This is a genomic window from Novosphingobium sp. YAF33, from assembly GCF_052113265.1.
Classification (GTDB): Bacteria; Pseudomonadota; Alphaproteobacteria; order Sphingomonadales; family Sphingomonadaceae; genus Novosphingobium.
On record NZ_JBFRCW010000006.1, the window covers coordinates 1 to 16,123 of the forward strand.

Genomic DNA, 16,123 nt, shown 5'->3' on the forward strand with positions numbered 1-16,123 from the left:
CCAGACGTACCTTCAGATAGAGTTCCACGCTGACCAGACGTACCTTCAGATAGAGTTCCACGCTGAAAATCCCCAGTCCTCCCTGCCAAGCAGAAAGGCTTCAAGGTGGACGACTTTTACGCCGCCCGCAGCGGACCTATCCCGCCGCTACCGTGGCCGACTATTCCACCGCCGTTCTCAGGTCCCGAAGTCGGGCACTCACCGGCAGATCATCAAGGACGAGTTCTTCACCGGGCTGCGGCTGCTGATCGATGCTGCAGGGCCTTACCTGTCCCGGGCTGGAATCAGATCAGATCGTCAACCGTGACGCCCAGATGCTCGGCCAGGCTCTTGAAGGTCTGGACCGAGCCGCCGCTCCTACCACCTTCGATCTGTGCGATCTGGGCACGGGTCACGCCAGCCACCTTCGATAGCGTGAGCTGCGTTAGGCCGCGATATTCACGCCAGACCCGCAGCGGGTTTTCGCCAGCGAGGATGCGGTTGACCAGTTCGGCCGGCACATACTCATCGTCGCCGCGCTCGACGGCAGCTTTCACGCGCTCGGAAGCACGGATGTCTGCCAAGTCTTCGGCTGCCTCCTGGAGCGCTCTGTATTCTTCGATCGGTATCGAAACCATCTCACCCATGTGAGCCTCCATCATTCATAAATGCTGCCGCGAGGGCCAATTTTCGTCACCGTCAGAACGACGCCATCGTTCATAATGACCCGCCAGTCGCCGACCCGAAGGCGAATGTCGTCGCTGCCCTTGAGGGCTTTGACGTTGTTCGCCTGCGAAGCCGGGTCTGCGGCGTAGGCTTCGACCTTCGACACGATCCGCGCCGACGTATTTGCAGGCAACGAGCGGAGCGTCTTGAGGGCTGAGCGGGCGTACTGGATCGGCTTCATGAACGGGAATGTAACTCTGACTTACATCGGTGTCAATCAGAATGTTAGTCTCAGTAACATCGAAATACCGGTTGCACTGGGCACGGAAACAGGGCAAGTAGATACAGTTGGAATTTGATGCGCCCGCAGCCGAAAGGTGAGCGGGCCTTTTCATATCTGTCCCGCGTTGGTGTAGCTCAACTGGTCAGAGCGCCGGTCTCCAAAACCAGAGGCTGTAGGTTCGAGTCCTACCGCCCTCGCCAACAGTTCTCGCCAGATCGGGCGTAAACCTCCAAGCGGCCATCGTCTAACGGTAGGGCCTCAGCCTTCCAAGCTGATGATGCCGGTTCGATCCCGGCTGGCGGCTCTACCACTGCACCCTCGGAATAGGAGCCGCTGATGCTCGTGAAGTGCGGACCTGAGTGTCATGTCAACCCCGCACTGATCGCGTCCATCCACTGGGATCGCGGTCACACCTATACCAACCTAGTGGTCACGCTTGCCGATGCGCGAGAAATCCGCATCCCACACAACCCCCACCATCTCGGCGGCAACGACTGCTACGCGATCGAGCGGGAGTTGATTGCGGCCTCTGCCAACCCCGCCTGATGTGGTGCTGCCCCACTGACGCTTGGATCGAGTTGCTCTAAGGCAGGGGCAACTGCTCCTACGCTGGTTCAGTCAGCCACCTACTTTTCCCGAGCAATCCAGTTTGCCTCGCGTCTTCCCATCGTTCGACGGCAGCTCGTCCACCACTTTGCAACCAGTCGCTTCGACAACAGCCTTGCGCTGTCTGTCGCGTTCATACGGATCGTAGGCAACGACCAAAGACTTGTTCGCGACGAGAACTATTTCATTGTTGTAGACGGCCACACGATATCTTGTACCGTCAACTTCAACGAAATGATTGACCTTGGTCGCCTTCGCAGAACCAGGTGCGGATGCGACGATAGCGGCGAGAGCGGTGGCGACAAGAAAGGCTTTCATAAGCGTTTGATGCCAGTCGCCAGTTAAAAAGCCAATAATTGATCTTGCCAAGGGAGCCTGACGCTTGCTGCCGTCGACATCAGCGTTTTGGGTCCTTCCTGGCCTCTCTCTCACGCGGGTGTCCAACGCGCGATAAAAGCCCAGCTCCAGGTTGTAAAAGGTGTCCGCACCCAAAATGTCCGAACCACCTGTTCTAGTCAGCGTTCGCGAATTTGCCCGGCTTGACGGCTGCGACGACAAGCTGGTTCGGCGCGCCATAAAGGCCGGAAAACTGCCAATTTCCGCCGACGGAAAGCTGGATCCGTCGCTAGCGGGATCCGGGTGGCGGAAGAACAACAGAAGGTCTCCGAGGGCTGCGGACACAAGTGCGGACATTTCGAAAAGTGTCCGCACTAGAAAAAAGTCCGCACCGACCGCTGCCGAGACCGAGGAAGCCAGCGAGGAGCTGTTCTCCGAGGAGGTGGAAGGCTTCCTCGATAACGTCCTTGCCGGCACCTACGCCGACACGGCCACCGCCGAGCGGGTCAAAGAGAATGCGCTCGCAGCCAAGCACCTGCTCGCCGCGCGGCGCGATGCTGGCCACCTTGTTGAAATTGAACAGGCGGAAATGGTGCTGTTCGAAACACAGCGTTCCCAGCGAGACGCTTGGATGAACTTCCCGACCCGAATTGGACCTTTGCTGGCAGCGGAGATCGGCGTGGACGCGGACAAGGTCGTGGAGGCCCTCACGGTCCATGTTCACCAGCAACTCGACGATCTCGGCGAGCCAGAGGCAGACTTCAGCGCCAAACGCGAAGCTTGACCGGCTCCGCGCCGCCGCGCGCAAGGGGTGGACACCCCCGCCTAGAATCAGCGTCCCGGATTGGGCAGACAGGTACCGCAGGCTAGCCAAGGAAGCTGGCAGCACTTCAGGGAAGTGGCGGACATCGACGGTAGAGGTCGCGCGCGGCGCCATGTTGGCAGTGACCGAGCCCGGCGTTCACAAAATCAGCGTCATGGTCTGCACGCAGCTCATGAAGACCGCGCTGCTCGAGAATACGTTCGGGTACTTCGCCCACCTTGATCCCGGACCCATGCTTATCGTGCAGCCGAAGGAAGACGCTGCAGAGCAGTTTTCGAAGGAGCGCATCACTCCGCTGATCCGGGCAACACCCGTTCTCCGGGGCATTTTCGGCGGCAGTCGCACGCGAAACGCGGATGATACGCTGCTCTATAAGGCGTTTCCGGGCGGATTTGCCGCACTCGCCGGTGCCGGTAGTCCGGATAACCTTGCCCGCCGACCGATCCGGGTTGGCATGTGCGACGAGGTGGATAAGTACCCGATCACCAAGGAGGGTAACCCGCTCGACCTGGTCGACGAGCGCATGGCAACTTTTGCGAACTGGCTATCGGTGCGGGCCTGCTCGCCGACGATCGCCGACGAAAGTCTGATCGAGGCAAGCTACAACGAAGGTGACCAGCGCCAAGCCTCGGTTGAATGCCCGCATTGCGGCCACCGCAATTTTCTGGACTTTTTCAAGCACGTCCATTGGGAAAAGGACGAACATTCCGGCGATCACCGCCCCGCTACGGCTGCCATCCACTGTGAGGCTTGTGGCTCCGCCTGGTCGGAGGGGCAGCGGCTCATGTCCCTCCGCACCGTCCGCTGGCATCAGACCCGCCCGTTCAACTGCTGCGGCAAGCGCCACGAGCCGCTGCTGAGCTACGAGCAGGCATGGTCCAGTGATGATGTGGCCGATGCTGTTGCCGCTGTGTGGGAATGGTGGTCCGCTGACCGATGGGCCGTATATCGCGCCCGCTGTCCGGATTGCGGGCAATGGACGGTACCGAACGAACACGCATCGTTCACCGCGTCGAAGCTGTTCAGTCCATGGCCAAAGGATGCGCCGCCCAAGATCGCTGCAAAATGGCTCGCCGCGAAGGAAGATCCCGATAAGCGGGTCACCTTCGATAACACCCAGCTTGGGAGGCCCCACAAGCGGCAGGCAGCGAAGGACATCGCCGCAGAGGCGCTGATGCGCCGGGCGGAGAACTGGCCTGGCGAAGTGCCCGAGGGCGTGGGTATCATTACCGCCGGGCTCGATACCCAGGATGATCGCGTCGAGATCGAGTTTGTCGGGTGGGGTCGCGGGGAGGAAAGCTGGTCGATCGAACATGTTGCCGTGGAGGGTGACCCGGCTACGGATGAACTCTGGCAACGCGTCGACCGCGAGCTTTTACGCAGGTTTCAGCGCGCCGATGGACGCGTGTTCGTAGTTCAGGCTGCCTGCATCGATTCCGGAGGTCATCACACGCAGGCCGTCTACAAGTTTGCCAAAGCCCGCCTCGGCAGGCACGTCTGGGCGATCAAGGGTCAGAGCAGCCGCAACGGTGAGCGAACGCCTGTATGGCCCACCGCCCGCCCCAGCGCCGCGAACCGGTCTAAGTTCAAGCCGGTTATCATCGGCACGAACGCAGCTAAGGATTCGATCCGCTGGCGGCTCGGCCTCGAAGAGGCTGGCCCCGGATACATGCACTTCCCGGCCTCTCGCGATCTCGGCTGGTATGTTCAGCTGACAGCGGAACGCCTGATCACAAAGGTAGCAGCAGGAAGGCGCTACACCGTCTGGGATCTGCCGAAAGGCAAGGCGAACGAAGCTCTCGACTGCCGCGTCTATGCCTATGCTGCACTCGCTGGCTTGATGCAGCGGGGCATGAAACTCAACATGGTGACCGACGCCACATCGCCTGCGCCGGAACTCCTGCCGCCACAAGCGACGCCACCCACCCCTTCTCCGCCGAAGGTGTCCGCGAAGCCCAAACCGAAGAAGTTCGCGCCCCGCAAGGGATCGAGCTGGATGAAAAGGAGAGGCTGATGGCCTTCCAGCAAAGCGACCTCGACGGACTGGATGCGGCCATCGCCACCGGCGTACGCAAAGTCACGTTCGCCGATGGCCGCTCGACCGAGTATCAGAACCTCGACCAGATGCTTACCGCCCGCGACCTGATCGCGAACGAAGTGGCAGCACCCATCAATACCGCTGCGCGGCGTCGGCGCAGGGTCATTATCGGCCGGGTTGGCCGCCTGTGAAACTGATCGACCGCGCAGTCGCCTACGTTTCGCCGATGGCGGGACTGCGGCGGCAACAGGCCCGCCGCGTTCTCGAGCGCACCGAGGCTGTCGCAGCCGCGACAGATGGGCACCGCCGCTTCGCTGGCGGAAACCGGTTTGCCGACAAGAACTGGGACGTGAACACCGGCAACCCCAACGACGCCAGGCCGAGGCGCCACGTCAACCGCCAAGCCGTTTTGCGTCTGGTGGCGGAGAACCCGTTCGCACGCAAAGCCATGAACGCCCTGCTCAACAGCGTGGTCGGCTGGGGAATCAAGGGCGTTCCCGGAGGATCGAAGGCGTTAAAATCCGCTTGGTCGGAATGGTGCAGGACCTGCGATTTCTATGGCCGTCTCGATCTCTACGGCCTGCAAGAACTGTGGGCCCGCTGCATGTTCCGCGATGGCCGCGTGTTCGTGGTGAAGCGCTTCCTTACCAATGGCGGGAAGGACGGCCTGCGGTTGCAGACGTTTGATCGCGGCATGCTTGCCGTCAACAAGGTCGGAGACAGAATCGAGGGCGGTGTCGAATATGACGCTGACGGGCGTCCGGCGCGGTACCACTTCTACCGTACCCGGCCGGGACAGCGTTGGTGGACCGGCGAGACGGTGGACTTTCCAGCTTCGGACGTGATCGACCTGTTCCACGCCGAGTATGTGGGCCAGACCGACGGCGTGTCGATCTACGACAGCGTGATCAAGCGCCTGGGCGACGTTGAAGAGGGCATTGAAGCCGAGGTGGTCAAGGCCAACATCTCGGCGTGCATGGTCGGTTTTCGCTACCGCCCGCCGCCGAAGGACGGCGATGACGACCAGACGATCGGCCTCCCCGTCGATGGCAGCGAGAATGAACGCGCGCCGATCGAGGAATTCGTTCCTGGCATGATCGAGCAGTTGGAGGACGGGGAGCAAATCACCTTCTCCAATCCGCCCCGCTCGGGAGGTATCGCCGATCTTGCCCGCATCGCACTGCTCGCATCAGCAGCTGGAATCGGCATCACTTACGAACAGATGACCGGCGACCTCTCGAATGTGAACTATTCCAGCTATCGCGCCGGGCGGCTGGAATTCAACCGCACCGTCGGACGTGTCCAGTTCCTCACCATCATTCCGGTGTGCCTAGATCGCGTCTGGGCGTGGTTCCACAATTTCGGCGTCGAAGTCGGGCGCTTTCCCGCCCGGACAGTCCCGATCACATGGACGCCGCCACCGATCGAATCCATCGACCGTCTGGGTGATGCCGAAGCCGACGTCCTTGAGATGGAAGCCGGCCTAGAAAGCCGAGAAAACCTGCTCGCTGGACGTGGATACGACCAAGACGAACTGATCGCGCAGGTCAAAACCGGCCGCGAAAAGGCCGCTGCAGCTGGTCTCACCTTCAAGGGCGATGTGACGGAAGTCACCGAACCTGCGCCGGTCGACGGCGATCGCAGCCTACCGATCCTCGCCCGCATGGTGGGGCGGTACATGGAGCGCGCACGCTCGCGCTGACTGACAGGAGCTTAATGATGTCCGAAGATAAGTCCGCTTCTGGGCGCGATGGCGCGCGTCAGCGCCGCACTGAACCCCCGTTCGAGCCGGCGGCAACGCCGGCGCCACGGACTCCCGAAACGCCGGTGCGGACGCCCGAAGATCCGTCCGGCACGCCTCCCGGAATGTTCACCCGTGATGCGCCGGACTCCGGGGGTGAAATTGCCGAGCGCCGGCAGCCGCAGGTGGGTGGCCGCGGCACTCGCAGCCTCGCCATCACCCCGGCCAGCTATGACAGTTCCAGTCGATCTGTTGAGGCTGTCCTCTCGGTCGGTGCGCCAGTGCGCCGGCACTATTTCACTGAAGAGCTGGAGATCAGCGAAGAGGCCATCGACCTCAGCCGCGTCACTGCCGGCGTCTGCCCCCTTCTCGATACGCACAATCAGTACGAACTCGATGCCGTCCTTGGCCGCATCACCAATGTGCGGATCGAGAACAGCCAGCTGGTCGGGACCCTTAACTTTGCCGACACCGATGCTGGGCGCGCCGTTGAAGCGCGCGTCGCCGCTGGCGAATTGCGGGCAATCTCGATCGGTTACCGCGTCACCAAGTGGCAGATCACTGCCACCGATGAAAACGAACACGAGACTTGGCGCGCCGTCGCCTGGGAATTGCTGGAAGCCAGCCTCGTCCCCGTTCCCGCCGATCCGAACGCCGTGGTTCGATCTGCACCAGGGACCACCGCCCACGGAAATCAAGAGGAAGACGAAATGAACCGGAACCTGCCGGGCGGCGGTGTCGCCCACCCCAATGCCAACCGTGGGGCCGCACCGGCCGCAGCCGCTATCACTGTCGTCGTCGAAGAGGACGGCACCACCCGCACCGAACCCAACGCCTCGGCCGCGCCGGTCGCCCAGCGTAGCCCGACCGTCCCCGCATCACGCATTCTCGAGCTTTGCGGTCGATCCGACGAGCTTGGCTCGGCCTTCGCGACGGAGCTTATCCGCGACAGCGAAGCCGGAACGCTCACCGAAGCGTCGATGCAGGAGCGCATTGCCAACCGTCTCATCGATGCACGGCAAACCCCGACCATCGATGCCCGCGCGGCGTCTCATGGTACGGACGAAGCCAGCTACCGCCAGGCCCTCGCGGACTCGGTCACCTTGCGCGCTCACCCTTCGGACCAGCTGAACGACGACCCGAGCCGCCCGGCCGCGCAGCGCATCGCGGCGGCGCGCGACTTCCGCGGGATGACGCTTATGGAGCTCGCCCGCTTCCATCTTGGTCGCTCCGGCACCGATACGCGCGGGATGGGACGTCTTGAAATCGCAGGATCTGCTCTCGGTCTTCAGCGCTTCGGCGCGCTGACCACCAGCGATTTCGCTTACGCCCTGGCATCGGCCACCAACCGCCGCGTGCGTCAGGCCTTCGCTGCAGCCCCGCAGACTTTCCGCGCCTGGGTTGGCACGGACACCCTGCCAGACTTCAAGCCGACGCAGATCATCGGGCTTGGCGATGCCCCCGCCCTCTTGCTGGTGCCCGAGATGGGCGAATTCCAGCGCGGCGCGATCAGCGACACTGGCTTGAACTATCGCCTGCAGACCTACGGCCGCGTCATCCCGATCAGCCGCCAGGCGATCGTGAACGACGACAAGGGTCTGTTCGGTCGTATCCCAACCATGTTCGGCCGGAAGGCAGCGGACCTAGAATCCGATCTCGTCTATGGCACCCTGCTTTCCAACCCGACCATGGGCGACGGCAAGGCGCTGTTCCACGCCGATCACGGCAACTTGGCCGCGGCCGGTACCGCGATCACTGTGGCATCGGTGGCCGCCGGTGAAACGGCGATGCTCGAGCAGAAGAACGACGAAGGCGCTTCTCTGTCGATCCGCCCGGAATTCCTCATCGTCGGCCCGAAGCAGAAGGTGGCGGCGCAGATCTTCCTGACCGCCGTCAACGCAGCCGAAGCTGCCAACGTCAACCCTTACCCTGGCAACCTCACGCTGATCGTCGAGCCGCGCATCACGGGTTACCAGTGGTTCCTGTCGGCCTCTCCGGACGCATTTGACACCCTCGTCTTGGCCCATCTCGACGGTCAGGAGGAGCTGTTCACGGAAACCCGTGTAGGCTTCGATGTCGATGGCGTCGAAGAGAAGGCCCGCCTCGATGTTGGCGCGGCCGCCGTCGATTGGCGTGGCCTGTACCGGAACCCCGGCGCCGCCCCGGCCTGACGCTACGGGCGCCGTCGAGCGACGGCGCCCGACCGCTGACAACGCCTCGCGCCCAGCGCAGAGGCAGGAGACCTCACATGAAAACCATTCTTTTGCTGGCCACGGCCGTGATTGCCGGTGCCGTTCGCTATCCCACGGAAGGCGCCATCCCGGTTCGGGATGAGGAAGAGGCAGAACGCCTCATCGACATGGGACTGGCCGTCGATCCTGACGACGAAGGCGAAGACGACCAGGAAGGTCCCGATTACGAGCGGGACGGGCTCGCCAACCTCGACCTGAAGAAGGCCGACAAGGACCAGCTCTTGGCCATCGCCGAGCACGAGCAGGCGACTGTCTCCCAAGACAACCCCACCAAGGCCGATCTCGTCAAGGCGATCGAGGCCAAGCGCAGCGCTGCGGCCTCGTAAGCCCGGCATTCGAGGAAGATAGACCATGAAGAACTTCATCCAGCCCGGCGATAATCTCGCCTGCATCGCCCCGTATGACGTCAAGAGCGGCGAAGGCTTGCTCGACGGTGCCGAGTTCTCGGTTGCGTCGACCGATGCCGAAGCCGGTGCGCCGGTCATCGGTGTCACACGCGGCGTATTCTCGCTCAAGAAGGGCGCGGTATCGATCACCCGCAAGACGGTCGCCTACTGGGACAACACGGCGAAGGCCGCGACCAACGTCGCCACCGACAACACCAAGATCGGCATTTTCCAGGCTTCCGCCTTGAGCGCGGATGCCGAGGTTGCTGTGAAGCTGATCCCCGCGATCTGACATGAACCCGTTCGCCGCAGCGCTGGACGCGCTTTTCTATGCGCCTGGCTCTGCGGCGGCGGTCTACGTTTCCCCCAGCGGGGAGCAATCGGAAATCCGCGTCATTGAGCGGCAGCGGATTGGATCAGAGGGCACCGTCAGGAACCGCCCCGTCAGCGTGGGCAAAGTCTTCGACGTTCGTGTGAGTGATGTGGCTGCGCCGGAAGTCGGCGCCGTCTTCCTCCTCGACGGCCGGATTCTCGTCCTTACCCTGCCGCCTGAACTTGATGCTGAAGGGCTCACCTGGTTCTGCGACCTGCCCGGTCTCGATCGCGACTTGGAAATTCTCGGGCCTACGCGCGCGAAGAACGAATACGGCGACCTGGTGGACACGTTCGGCGTGATCATGACGCTGCCCGCCGCGCGCCTGGACCGCTCCGGCACCGAAAGCGACCAGACCGACGCCAATCAGGTTGCCGCTTGGCAGCAGGCCACATTTTTCATTCCTTGGAGCGAAGCGGCCGCAGCGATCACGCCGGCCTATCAGCTCCGTGAGGGCGGGCGGACTTTCGACATTCAGACGGTGGCTCAGGTCGGCACTCGTGCCGCCTTGGAAATCACCGGCATCGCAAAGGCAGCGTAATGCGCACCGGTTTCAGAATTGAAGGTCTCGACGACCTCGACGACAATCTCGCGCGCGCTGCGGAGCTTATGAACGATCCGGATGTCGTCCGACCTGTTCTCGAGGATGCTTTGGGACCTGTTTCTGATGCCGCTAAAGCAATCGTCCATGTTCGAACCGGACGCTTGCGCGATGCCATCGGGGTATCGGACCGGGCCGACGGCGGCAGCAGCGAGCGCGGTATAGCTGCCTACGTCGGCCCATCTGTCGACGCAGACTATGCCGTTGACGTCGAGATCGGCCGACTGCCCAGCGTTGGCGCCGACGGCCGGGAATACGATGCGACGCGTGCATATCCATACATGCGCCCGGCATGGAACCAGAACAGCGACGGCATCCTGCCTGCAACTGCCGATGGCCTTAGCAAGGTTCTCGCCCGCGAACTAAAGGGCTAACCCATGGCAATCTCCGCCGTCCTGCGCGACGTCCTGCGCGATGCGGACGCCGTGCAAAGCTTGGTGGCCGAACGAGTCTACCGCGACGAAAGGCCGCAATCAGATCCGCTGCCTGCGATCGTCGTTCAGCTGATCAGCGACCCGCGCCCTCTGACCTTCAGCGGCCCCCAATCCATTCGACGGGCTTGGCTCACCATTGAGTGCCTGGCGGCGAGCCGAGGCGAGGCGGATGCGATCGGCGAACGCATTGTCACCGAAATTGATGGCCGCGCCTTGGTCGAGCGACCCGAAGTCGAGAGCACGCGCATCATCGACGTGAGGAACGACAGCAGCCGTGCCAACGGCGGCCTGGCAACAACCTTCCGAACCGCCATCGATGTGATGGTCTGGCACTACCCAAGCAACTGAGGAGAATGAGCATGGCAGGAAACAGCCAGGCGATGACCGGTCTCGGCATCATCATCGAGATGAAGACGACGCCGACCGGCACCACCTATGAGCAGATTGGCGAACCGTTCGAAATTACGCCGCCTGAGCAGATGGACGATGAAGTCGAAGTCACCCATTTCCTGTCGCCGGACGGCGTCAAGGAATACATCGGAGGCCTCACCGATCCAGGCGAGTGCACCTTCAACATCAACTATATCCCCGGCGGCGCCACGGAGACGCTGATCCTCGGCGCCAAGGCTACTCGCCGCCCGCGCGGTTTCCGTATCACCTGGCCGAACGGCGCCACCTGGGAATTCGATCTGCTGATCCGAGGCTATCAGCCGACCGCTCCGCTCAATGATCGACTGACCTGTCAGGTCACTGGCCGTGTGAGCGGTTCCATCGTCCGCGCCGCACCGCCGGCCGGAGGCGCTTGACCATGGGTACGCAGATCAAAGGCGAAGTCGGCTTCCAGGTCGAAGGGCAGCCTTGGACGCTTGTTTTCGACTTCAACGCACTCTGCACGATTGAAGAGGATCTGGAGATCGACGTTGCGGACGTGGGTGATCGTCTCGGCAGCCCGACGATGATCAGGTCTATCTTCCGCATCGGGCTCGCGGCACACCACGGCGCCATGAGCGACCTGGAAGCGGGCCGCCTGATCCATGGCTTGGGCGTAAACGAAGCCGCTCAGCTGATTGCCCGAGCGTTTAAGGCGGCGTTCCCGGAATCCAAGGACGACGGGAGCCAGGCGGGAAACGCGAAGCCGAAGAGCCGTGGGACTGGGCGAAAGCCCTAACGACCTGGGTCGAGTTAGATCTGGGTTCTCACGAATCCTTCTTCCGCTCGACCCCCCGCCTCTTGTCCTTGCTGGTCGAGGGTAAAAAGCGCGCTGCTGAGGCAGACCACCATAATCGCGCTTGGCTGGCGTGGACCACGGCTGCGCTAGGCCGGGCGAAGAAAATGCCGCCTCTGAAAGATCTCGTCGGGACCAAAGCAAAGGCGAAGAAGCCGACGGCCATGTCCGCCGATCAGATGATGACGATGGCGCGGATGTGGTCGGCCGTTGCCGGACCGCCAATGGAAAAGGGCAGCCATGAATAACGTCGTTGTCGGCGCCCTTCGCGGTGTCCTGACGCTGGATACTGGCGATTGGACGCCTGCGGTCAGGGGTGCCAGGGGGGATTTGGCCTCCCTGCGCACCGCGTTCGAGCAGATCGGGCGAGTTCTCGATGACGTCTCGCAGAAGGCCCGCAACTGGGGTCTCGGCCTAACGGCTGGCGTCACCGTTCCGCTGGGGGCGCTCGCTGCGACGTCGAATAAGACCGCCAGCGGCTTCGAGGCGTCGATGAAGCGCGTCGAGGCAGCCTTGCGCGGTGTCACCGGCAAGGAACTGAAGCAGCTATCGGACCAAGCGCGCGAGCTTGGCCCGCGCGTTGGCAAAGGCGCCACCGAGGCTGCCGACGGGATCGAGGCATTGGGCCTCGCTGGCGTTTCGACCGCAAACATCATCGGCGGGGCGTTGAAATCGTCGCTCGACCTCGCGGCGGCTGGCGCGGCCCCGGTTGCCGACGCGGCCGCCCTCGTCACAGACGTCATGGGGCAGTTCAAGGTCGAGGCCTCTGCCTTGCCGACGGTGGTCAATGATGTGGTCGGTTCACTCGACGCATCGAAATTTGGCTTCATCGACTTTCAGCAGGCGATTGCCCAAGGCGGCGGCGTCGCAGCGTCGGCGGGCATCAACTTCCGTGACTTCGCCACGGCGATCGCGGCCACCAGCATGCAGTTCTCGAGTGGCTCCGATGCAGGAACCTCGTTCAAGACTTATATCCAGTCGCTAGTTCCGGTCTCAAAAGAGGCCGAATATGCCATGAAGACGCTCGGCATCGAGTTCTTCGACATGCAGACGGGCCGGATGAAGCCGCTTGCCGAACAGGCAGAAGTCCTGCGGAAAGCTTTCGACGGCCTGTCCGACCAGTCCAAGACGGACGCGCTCAAAACCATCTTCGGATCTGATGCTGCACGCACCGCCATCGGCCTCATGGAGCAAGGCGCCAAGGGCATTGCAGACCTGCAAAACGAGATCGCCCAAGGCGACGTCGGCGCGAAGATCGACAAGCGCCTGGAAGGTGAGGCGGCCGCTACAAACCGGATGGCGAACGCTTGGGAAAGCCTGAAAATCGCGATTGGCGAAGCGGGCCTAACGGCAATCATCACCAGCGTGAAAAACGCGGTCGCAGGCTTTCTGGAATCGCTCTCCCGCGCCAGCCCAGCATTACTGAAGGTGGGAGTGATCATCGGCGCCGTTGCCGCGGCACTGGGTCCGCTTGCCATTGCATTCGGCGCGATCGCGTCCTTCATCTTCGCGAAGCTTGCGCGCGGCTTCGGCGCGCTCGGCTGGGCGATCAGCGCTGTCATCGAACCGATCGGCACGCTGGGCGCGGCGCTGGCTCGATTGCTGGCGGGAGCCGGCATTAAGCAGGGCCTTGGCATCCTCGCCCGTGCTTTTCTCGGGATCACCGGCCCCATCGGGTGGGCGGTAACCGCCGTTATTACTTTCGCAGATTCGATCATTCCGGCGCTGCAACAGGTCTGGCAGATGGCGACCCAGACGCTCGGGCCGCCGCTCATCGCGCTGTTCGAGAAAGTTGGCGATGTAGTGTCCAAGATCGCCTCCGGTCCTATCGGGGCCGGCTTCGGCGCACTGATCGAGATCTTCGGCACGGTGCTGGATGTCGCAGGCACTTTCGTCGCCGGGATCGTTGAGCTTCTCGGCGCCGGGCTCGTGAATGCGCTTGAGATCGCCATCCGGGCTATCTCCGGAATCGTCGACGCCGTCAGCTCAGTCGTGGACGTGGTCAGCGCGTTGCTGTCGGGCGATTTTGCCGGAGCTTGGGAAGCCGCTGGCAACGTCGTTGACGCGGTCTGCCAGACCATCGTCGACATCATAGGCATGATGTACCCATCGATCGCAGGGCCGGTCAAAGCGATCTACGATGCTGTGAAGGCAGCCCTGGTCGACGGCTTCAGTGAGATCGCGACGGCATTCACCGCTATTGTGGCATCGGCGGTCACATGGGTCGCCACCGCCTTTCCTGGCATCACAGCTGCGGCGAAAGCCGTCTATGAAGGCGTGAAGGGCTGGCTGGTTGATAAGTTCGGCGGCCTGATGACGTGGATCGGTAACGCCGCGAAATGGATCGGCGACAAGTATGGAGCCCTGAAGGATCGCCTCGGGCTTGGCGGCGCCAAGGCAGACAGCACACCCGCGTCTCCGGAAGCCACTAAGCCCACCGCCGCGCCGCCAGCGTCGGGCGGCAGTCGTATCATCGACTTCACCCCGCCGAAGAACAGCCGGGCAAAGCGCACCCCCAAGGGCCGCGACTCCACTTACGACGCAGGAAACCGTGATCAGCTGCGCATCGAGGCCGAGCTGGATGCCGCTCGCGCCCGCAGCGACAAGGAAGCCGAGCAGCGCATCCAGGATCAGCTGGCCCTCTCCAAGCAAGTGGAAGCCTACCAGCGCACCGGCCTGACACTCGATCAGGCGCGCGTCGCGGCGCAGCGGGACATGACCGAAATCCATGCCGCGCGTGCCCAGGCCGCAGCGCGCGAGATCGCTGACGAGCAGGCGGCAAACGCCATCGACGTAGCGCGCCTCAACAATGACCGCGCGCTCGAAGAAAGTCTCGAACGTCAATCTGAACTGAAGCGCCGCATAGCCTTTTACTACGAGCAGACGAAGAACTTGGCCGAGGCTACCGCGCTCGCGGAGGCCGATCAGGCGCAGATCGACGACGCACGCGCGCAAGCACGGCAGCGTTGGTTTGCTGACGACGCCCAGGACCGGGAATTGCGGCTGGCACAGCAGCGCGGGGATAGCGAGGAGCACATCCGCCAGCTGCAGCGTGAGGTCGATATCCGGGAGCGAATCCGAGATCTACAGGACCAGGGCATGTCGGCCCCCGATGCTGCCGCGAAAGCCGTTTCAGAAGCGAGCGATGAGGAAAAGGCCCGCATCACCGGCGTCTGGCGCTCCACCATCCAGGACGGGATGCGGGCAGCGCTCGACGGGAACATCGGCGATTGGATGAAGAACTGGTGGAAAGACCGGATTGCGAAGGGGATGGAAGAGGCGATCAACAGCCTCGCTGATCTGATCTCGAAGCTGTTCTCGCGCGCTGGATCATCAAGCGGCGGTGGTGGCGGCCTGTTCGGGTCGATCGGGAGCATCGTCGGCGGCATCTTCGGCGGCAGCAAGGTGACCCTTGGAAGCAACGCAGCGGCGGGCGCCGCGGCGGCGGGGGTAAATTGGAATGACCTCCCCGGTTTCGCCACCGGCGGTTCCTTCAAGGTCGGCGGCATGTCCGGCATCGACAACAACCTGATCGCTTTCCGCGCGACGCGTGGGGAAATGGTCGACATTCGCAAGCCCGGCATGGACGGCGGCGCGCGACGCGGCGGTACCGTGCAGAACTTCTACGGACCAGGCGCCGACGTGTTCTGGGGCCAGGTCGACAATCGCGCAGCCGGTGTGGCCGCCCCGATGGCAGCCGCTTCCGGCGCGCATGCTCGTGCAGCAGCTGGTGGCGACATTATGCGGCAAGGCCGCCGGCGTATTCCGGGGAGATAATACTTGGCCGTAATCACCATGCCGGATTCGGCCGTTCCGAACTCGGTAACACCGTATCTCCGCGACTTCAGTACCATCCTGACGCCGTTCATGGGAGGCCCGGAACAGCGCATCATCCGCCTTGGCACAAGGTTCGGCTCGCGGGTCGCTTTGCCCCCCAAAGACGCGGATGACGCGCTTACGATCCAGTCCCGCTTGCTCCGCGCTCGGTACGACCGCCTTTTGATGCCGTGGTACCAGCCCGGGTTGGACACCGGCGCACCGGGAGCCCCGGTGGTGTCCGCCACCGTCGCCAGCGGGACCACTATCCCTCTATCCGGCGTCGCGGCGGGATACCGCATAAAAGAAGGTCAGTTTGCCTCCATCATCCACGCTGGGCGGCGGTATCTCCACATGTTCGCCGCTGATGTCGTGATTCCTTCGAGCGGTTCGGCGACCATATCCGTGTGGCCGATGCTCCGCGTCTCCCTTTCCGCCGGTGACGTCGTCGAAATCGCCAAGCCCATGATTGAGGGCTTCGTGAACCCGGGCGAGGAGCTCAGCTGGCAAACCGCAGTCGATCACCTGTCGGCCTTCAACTTCACCATAGCAGAGGCAGCCTGA

General features: G+C 62.9%; 19 protein-coding genes and 1 tRNA gene. 17 read left to right on the forward strand and 3 right to left on the reverse strand.

Going from position 1 to position 16,123, the window contains the following annotated elements; translation table 11 throughout:
- Positions 1–284: 284 nt before the first annotated feature.
- A complete protein-coding gene (locus tag AB4Z00_RS12725; protein ID WP_442046220.1) occupies positions 285–626 on the reverse strand; it encodes a helix-turn-helix transcriptional regulator in 342 nt (113 codons plus the stop codon).
- Between the two features lie 11 nt (positions 627–637).
- Positions 638–886 carry a type II toxin-antitoxin system RelE family toxin gene (locus AB4Z00_RS12730; RefSeq protein ID WP_442046221.1) on the reverse strand — a complete coding sequence of 83 codons (249 nt, stop codon included), beginning with the start codon at positions 884–886 and terminating at the stop codon, positions 638–640.
- 275 nt (positions 887–1,161) lie between these two features.
- On the opposite strand from AB4Z00_RS12730, the gene AB4Z00_RS12735 reads away from it, so the two are divergent.
- A tRNA-Gly gene (locus AB4Z00_RS12735) sits at positions 1,162–1,232 on the forward strand.
- Between the two features lie 32 nt (positions 1,233–1,264).
- Positions 1,265–1,474: a hypothetical protein gene (locus tag AB4Z00_RS12740; protein WP_442046222.1), complete on the forward strand. Its 210-nt coding sequence runs from the start codon at positions 1,265–1,267 to the stop codon at positions 1,472–1,474.
- A gap of 72 nt (positions 1,475–1,546) precedes the next feature.
- Here the strand turns inward: AB4Z00_RS12740 and AB4Z00_RS12745 are convergent, their stop codons facing one another.
- Positions 1,547–2,026 carry a hypothetical protein gene (locus AB4Z00_RS12745; RefSeq protein WP_442046223.1) on the reverse strand — a complete coding sequence of 160 codons (480 nt, stop codon included), beginning with the start codon at positions 2,024–2,026 and terminating at the stop codon, positions 1,547–1,549.
- A 1-nt stretch (position 2,027) separates the two neighbouring features.
- Between AB4Z00_RS12745 and AB4Z00_RS12750 the strand changes: the two genes are divergently transcribed.
- The 15 genes from AB4Z00_RS12750 (at position 2,028) to AB4Z00_RS12820 (ending at position 16,123) form a co-directional block, all read left to right on the forward strand.
- A complete protein-coding gene (locus AB4Z00_RS12750; RefSeq protein WP_442046224.1) occupies positions 2,028–2,654 on the forward strand; it encodes a hypothetical protein in 627 nt (208 codons plus the stop codon).
- Positions 2,655–2,700: 46 nt separating this feature from the next.
- A complete protein-coding gene (locus AB4Z00_RS12755) occupies positions 2,701–4,707 on the forward strand; it encodes a phage terminase large subunit family protein (protein WP_442046507.1) in 2,007 nt (668 codons plus the stop codon).
- Positions 4,707–4,922, forward strand: a complete 216-nt coding sequence (locus tag AB4Z00_RS12760) for a phage head-tail joining protein (RefSeq protein ID WP_442046225.1) — start codon at positions 4,707–4,709, stop codon at positions 4,920–4,922. Before AB4Z00_RS12755 ends, AB4Z00_RS12760 begins: the two co-directional genes overlap by 1 nt.
- A complete protein-coding gene (locus AB4Z00_RS12765; RefSeq protein ID WP_442046226.1) occupies positions 4,919–6,433 on the forward strand; it encodes a phage portal protein in 1,515 nt (504 codons plus the stop codon). Before AB4Z00_RS12760 ends, AB4Z00_RS12765 begins: the two co-directional genes overlap by 4 nt.
- A 17-nt stretch (positions 6,434–6,450) precedes the next feature.
- Positions 6,451–8,643 carry a prohead protease/major capsid protein fusion protein gene (locus AB4Z00_RS12770; protein WP_442046227.1) on the forward strand — a complete coding sequence of 731 codons (2,193 nt, stop codon included), beginning with the start codon at positions 6,451–6,453 and terminating at the stop codon, positions 8,641–8,643.
- 77 nt (positions 8,644–8,720) lie between these two features.
- Entirely contained in the window at positions 8,721–9,050 is a 330-nt protein-coding gene (locus tag AB4Z00_RS12775) for a hypothetical protein (RefSeq protein WP_442046228.1), read from the forward strand.
- A gap of 25 nt (positions 9,051–9,075) precedes the next feature.
- Positions 9,076–9,402, forward strand: a complete 327-nt coding sequence (locus AB4Z00_RS12780; RefSeq protein ID WP_442046229.1) for a DUF2190 family protein — start codon at positions 9,076–9,078, stop codon at positions 9,400–9,402.
- A gap of 1 nt (position 9,403) precedes the next feature.
- Complete coding sequence (locus tag AB4Z00_RS12785; protein ID WP_442046230.1) at positions 9,404–10,024, forward strand: head-tail joining protein; 621 nt, start codon at positions 9,404–9,406, stop codon at positions 10,022–10,024.
- A complete protein-coding gene (locus AB4Z00_RS12790; protein ID WP_442046231.1) occupies positions 10,024–10,458 on the forward strand; it encodes an HK97 gp10 family phage protein in 435 nt (144 codons plus the stop codon). Before AB4Z00_RS12785 ends, AB4Z00_RS12790 begins: the two co-directional genes overlap by 1 nt.
- A gap of 3 nt (positions 10,459–10,461) precedes the next feature.
- Entirely contained in the window at positions 10,462–10,866 is a 405-nt protein-coding gene (gene gp17, locus AB4Z00_RS12795) for a tail completion protein gp17 (RefSeq protein ID WP_442046232.1), read from the forward strand.
- An 11-nt stretch (positions 10,867–10,877) separates the two neighbouring features.
- Positions 10,878–11,324 (forward strand): phage tail tube protein, encoded by a 447-nt coding sequence (locus AB4Z00_RS12800; protein WP_442046233.1) that lies wholly within the window; start codon positions 10,878–10,880, stop codon positions 11,322–11,324.
- A gap of 2 nt (positions 11,325–11,326) precedes the next feature.
- A complete protein-coding gene (locus AB4Z00_RS12805; RefSeq protein ID WP_442046234.1) occupies positions 11,327–11,686 on the forward strand; it encodes a hypothetical protein in 360 nt (119 codons plus the stop codon).
- 62 nt (positions 11,687–11,748) lie between these two features.
- Positions 11,749–11,991 (forward strand): hypothetical protein, encoded by a 243-nt coding sequence (locus tag AB4Z00_RS12810; protein ID WP_442046235.1) that lies wholly within the window; start codon positions 11,749–11,751, stop codon positions 11,989–11,991.
- Complete coding sequence (locus AB4Z00_RS12815) at positions 11,984–15,520, forward strand: phage tail tape measure protein (protein WP_442046236.1); 3,537 nt, start codon at positions 11,984–11,986, stop codon at positions 15,518–15,520. Before AB4Z00_RS12810 ends, AB4Z00_RS12815 begins: the two co-directional genes overlap by 8 nt.
- A gap of 3 nt (positions 15,521–15,523) precedes the next feature.
- Positions 15,524–16,123, forward strand: coding sequence for a hypothetical protein (locus tag AB4Z00_RS12820; protein WP_442046237.1), 600 nt, complete (start codon positions 15,524–15,526; stop codon positions 16,121–16,123).

Excerpts from the sequence above, each read along its gene's own strand:
- AB4Z00_RS12725 (WP_442046220.1), bottom strand. The coding sequence starts at position 626 with ATGGGTGAGATGGTTTCGATACCGATCGAAGAATACAGAGCGCTCCAG.
- AB4Z00_RS12730 (WP_442046221.1), bottom strand. The coding sequence starts at position 886 with ATGAAGCCGATCCAGTACGCCCGCTCAGCCCTCAAGACGCTCCGCTCG.
- AB4Z00_RS12740 (WP_442046222.1), top strand. The coding sequence starts at position 1,265 with ATGCTCGTGAAGTGCGGACCTGAGTGTCATGTCAACCCCGCACTGATC.
- AB4Z00_RS12750 (WP_442046224.1), top strand. The coding sequence starts at position 2,028 with ATGTCCGAACCACCTGTTCTAGTCAGCGTTCGCGAATTTGCCCGGCTT.
- AB4Z00_RS12760 (WP_442046225.1), top strand. The coding sequence starts at position 4,707 with ATGGCCTTCCAGCAAAGCGACCTCGACGGACTGGATGCGGCCATCGCC.
- AB4Z00_RS12770 (WP_442046227.1), top strand. The coding sequence starts at position 6,451 with ATGTCCGAAGATAAGTCCGCTTCTGGGCGCGATGGCGCGCGTCAGCGC.
- AB4Z00_RS12775 (WP_442046228.1), top strand. The coding sequence starts at position 8,721 with ATGAAAACCATTCTTTTGCTGGCCACGGCCGTGATTGCCGGTGCCGTT.
- AB4Z00_RS12780 (WP_442046229.1), top strand. The coding sequence starts at position 9,076 with ATGAAGAACTTCATCCAGCCCGGCGATAATCTCGCCTGCATCGCCCCG.
- AB4Z00_RS12785 (WP_442046230.1), top strand. The coding sequence starts at position 9,404 with ATGAACCCGTTCGCCGCAGCGCTGGACGCGCTTTTCTATGCGCCTGGC.
- AB4Z00_RS12790 (WP_442046231.1), top strand. The coding sequence starts at position 10,024 with ATGCGCACCGGTTTCAGAATTGAAGGTCTCGACGACCTCGACGACAAT.
- gp17 (WP_442046232.1), top strand. The coding sequence starts at position 10,462 with ATGGCAATCTCCGCCGTCCTGCGCGACGTCCTGCGCGATGCGGACGCC.
- AB4Z00_RS12800 (WP_442046233.1), top strand. The coding sequence starts at position 10,878 with ATGGCAGGAAACAGCCAGGCGATGACCGGTCTCGGCATCATCATCGAG.
- AB4Z00_RS12805 (WP_442046234.1), top strand. The coding sequence starts at position 11,327 with ATGGGTACGCAGATCAAAGGCGAAGTCGGCTTCCAGGTCGAAGGGCAG.
- AB4Z00_RS12815 (WP_442046236.1), top strand. The coding sequence starts at position 11,984 with ATGAATAACGTCGTTGTCGGCGCCCTTCGCGGTGTCCTGACGCTGGAT.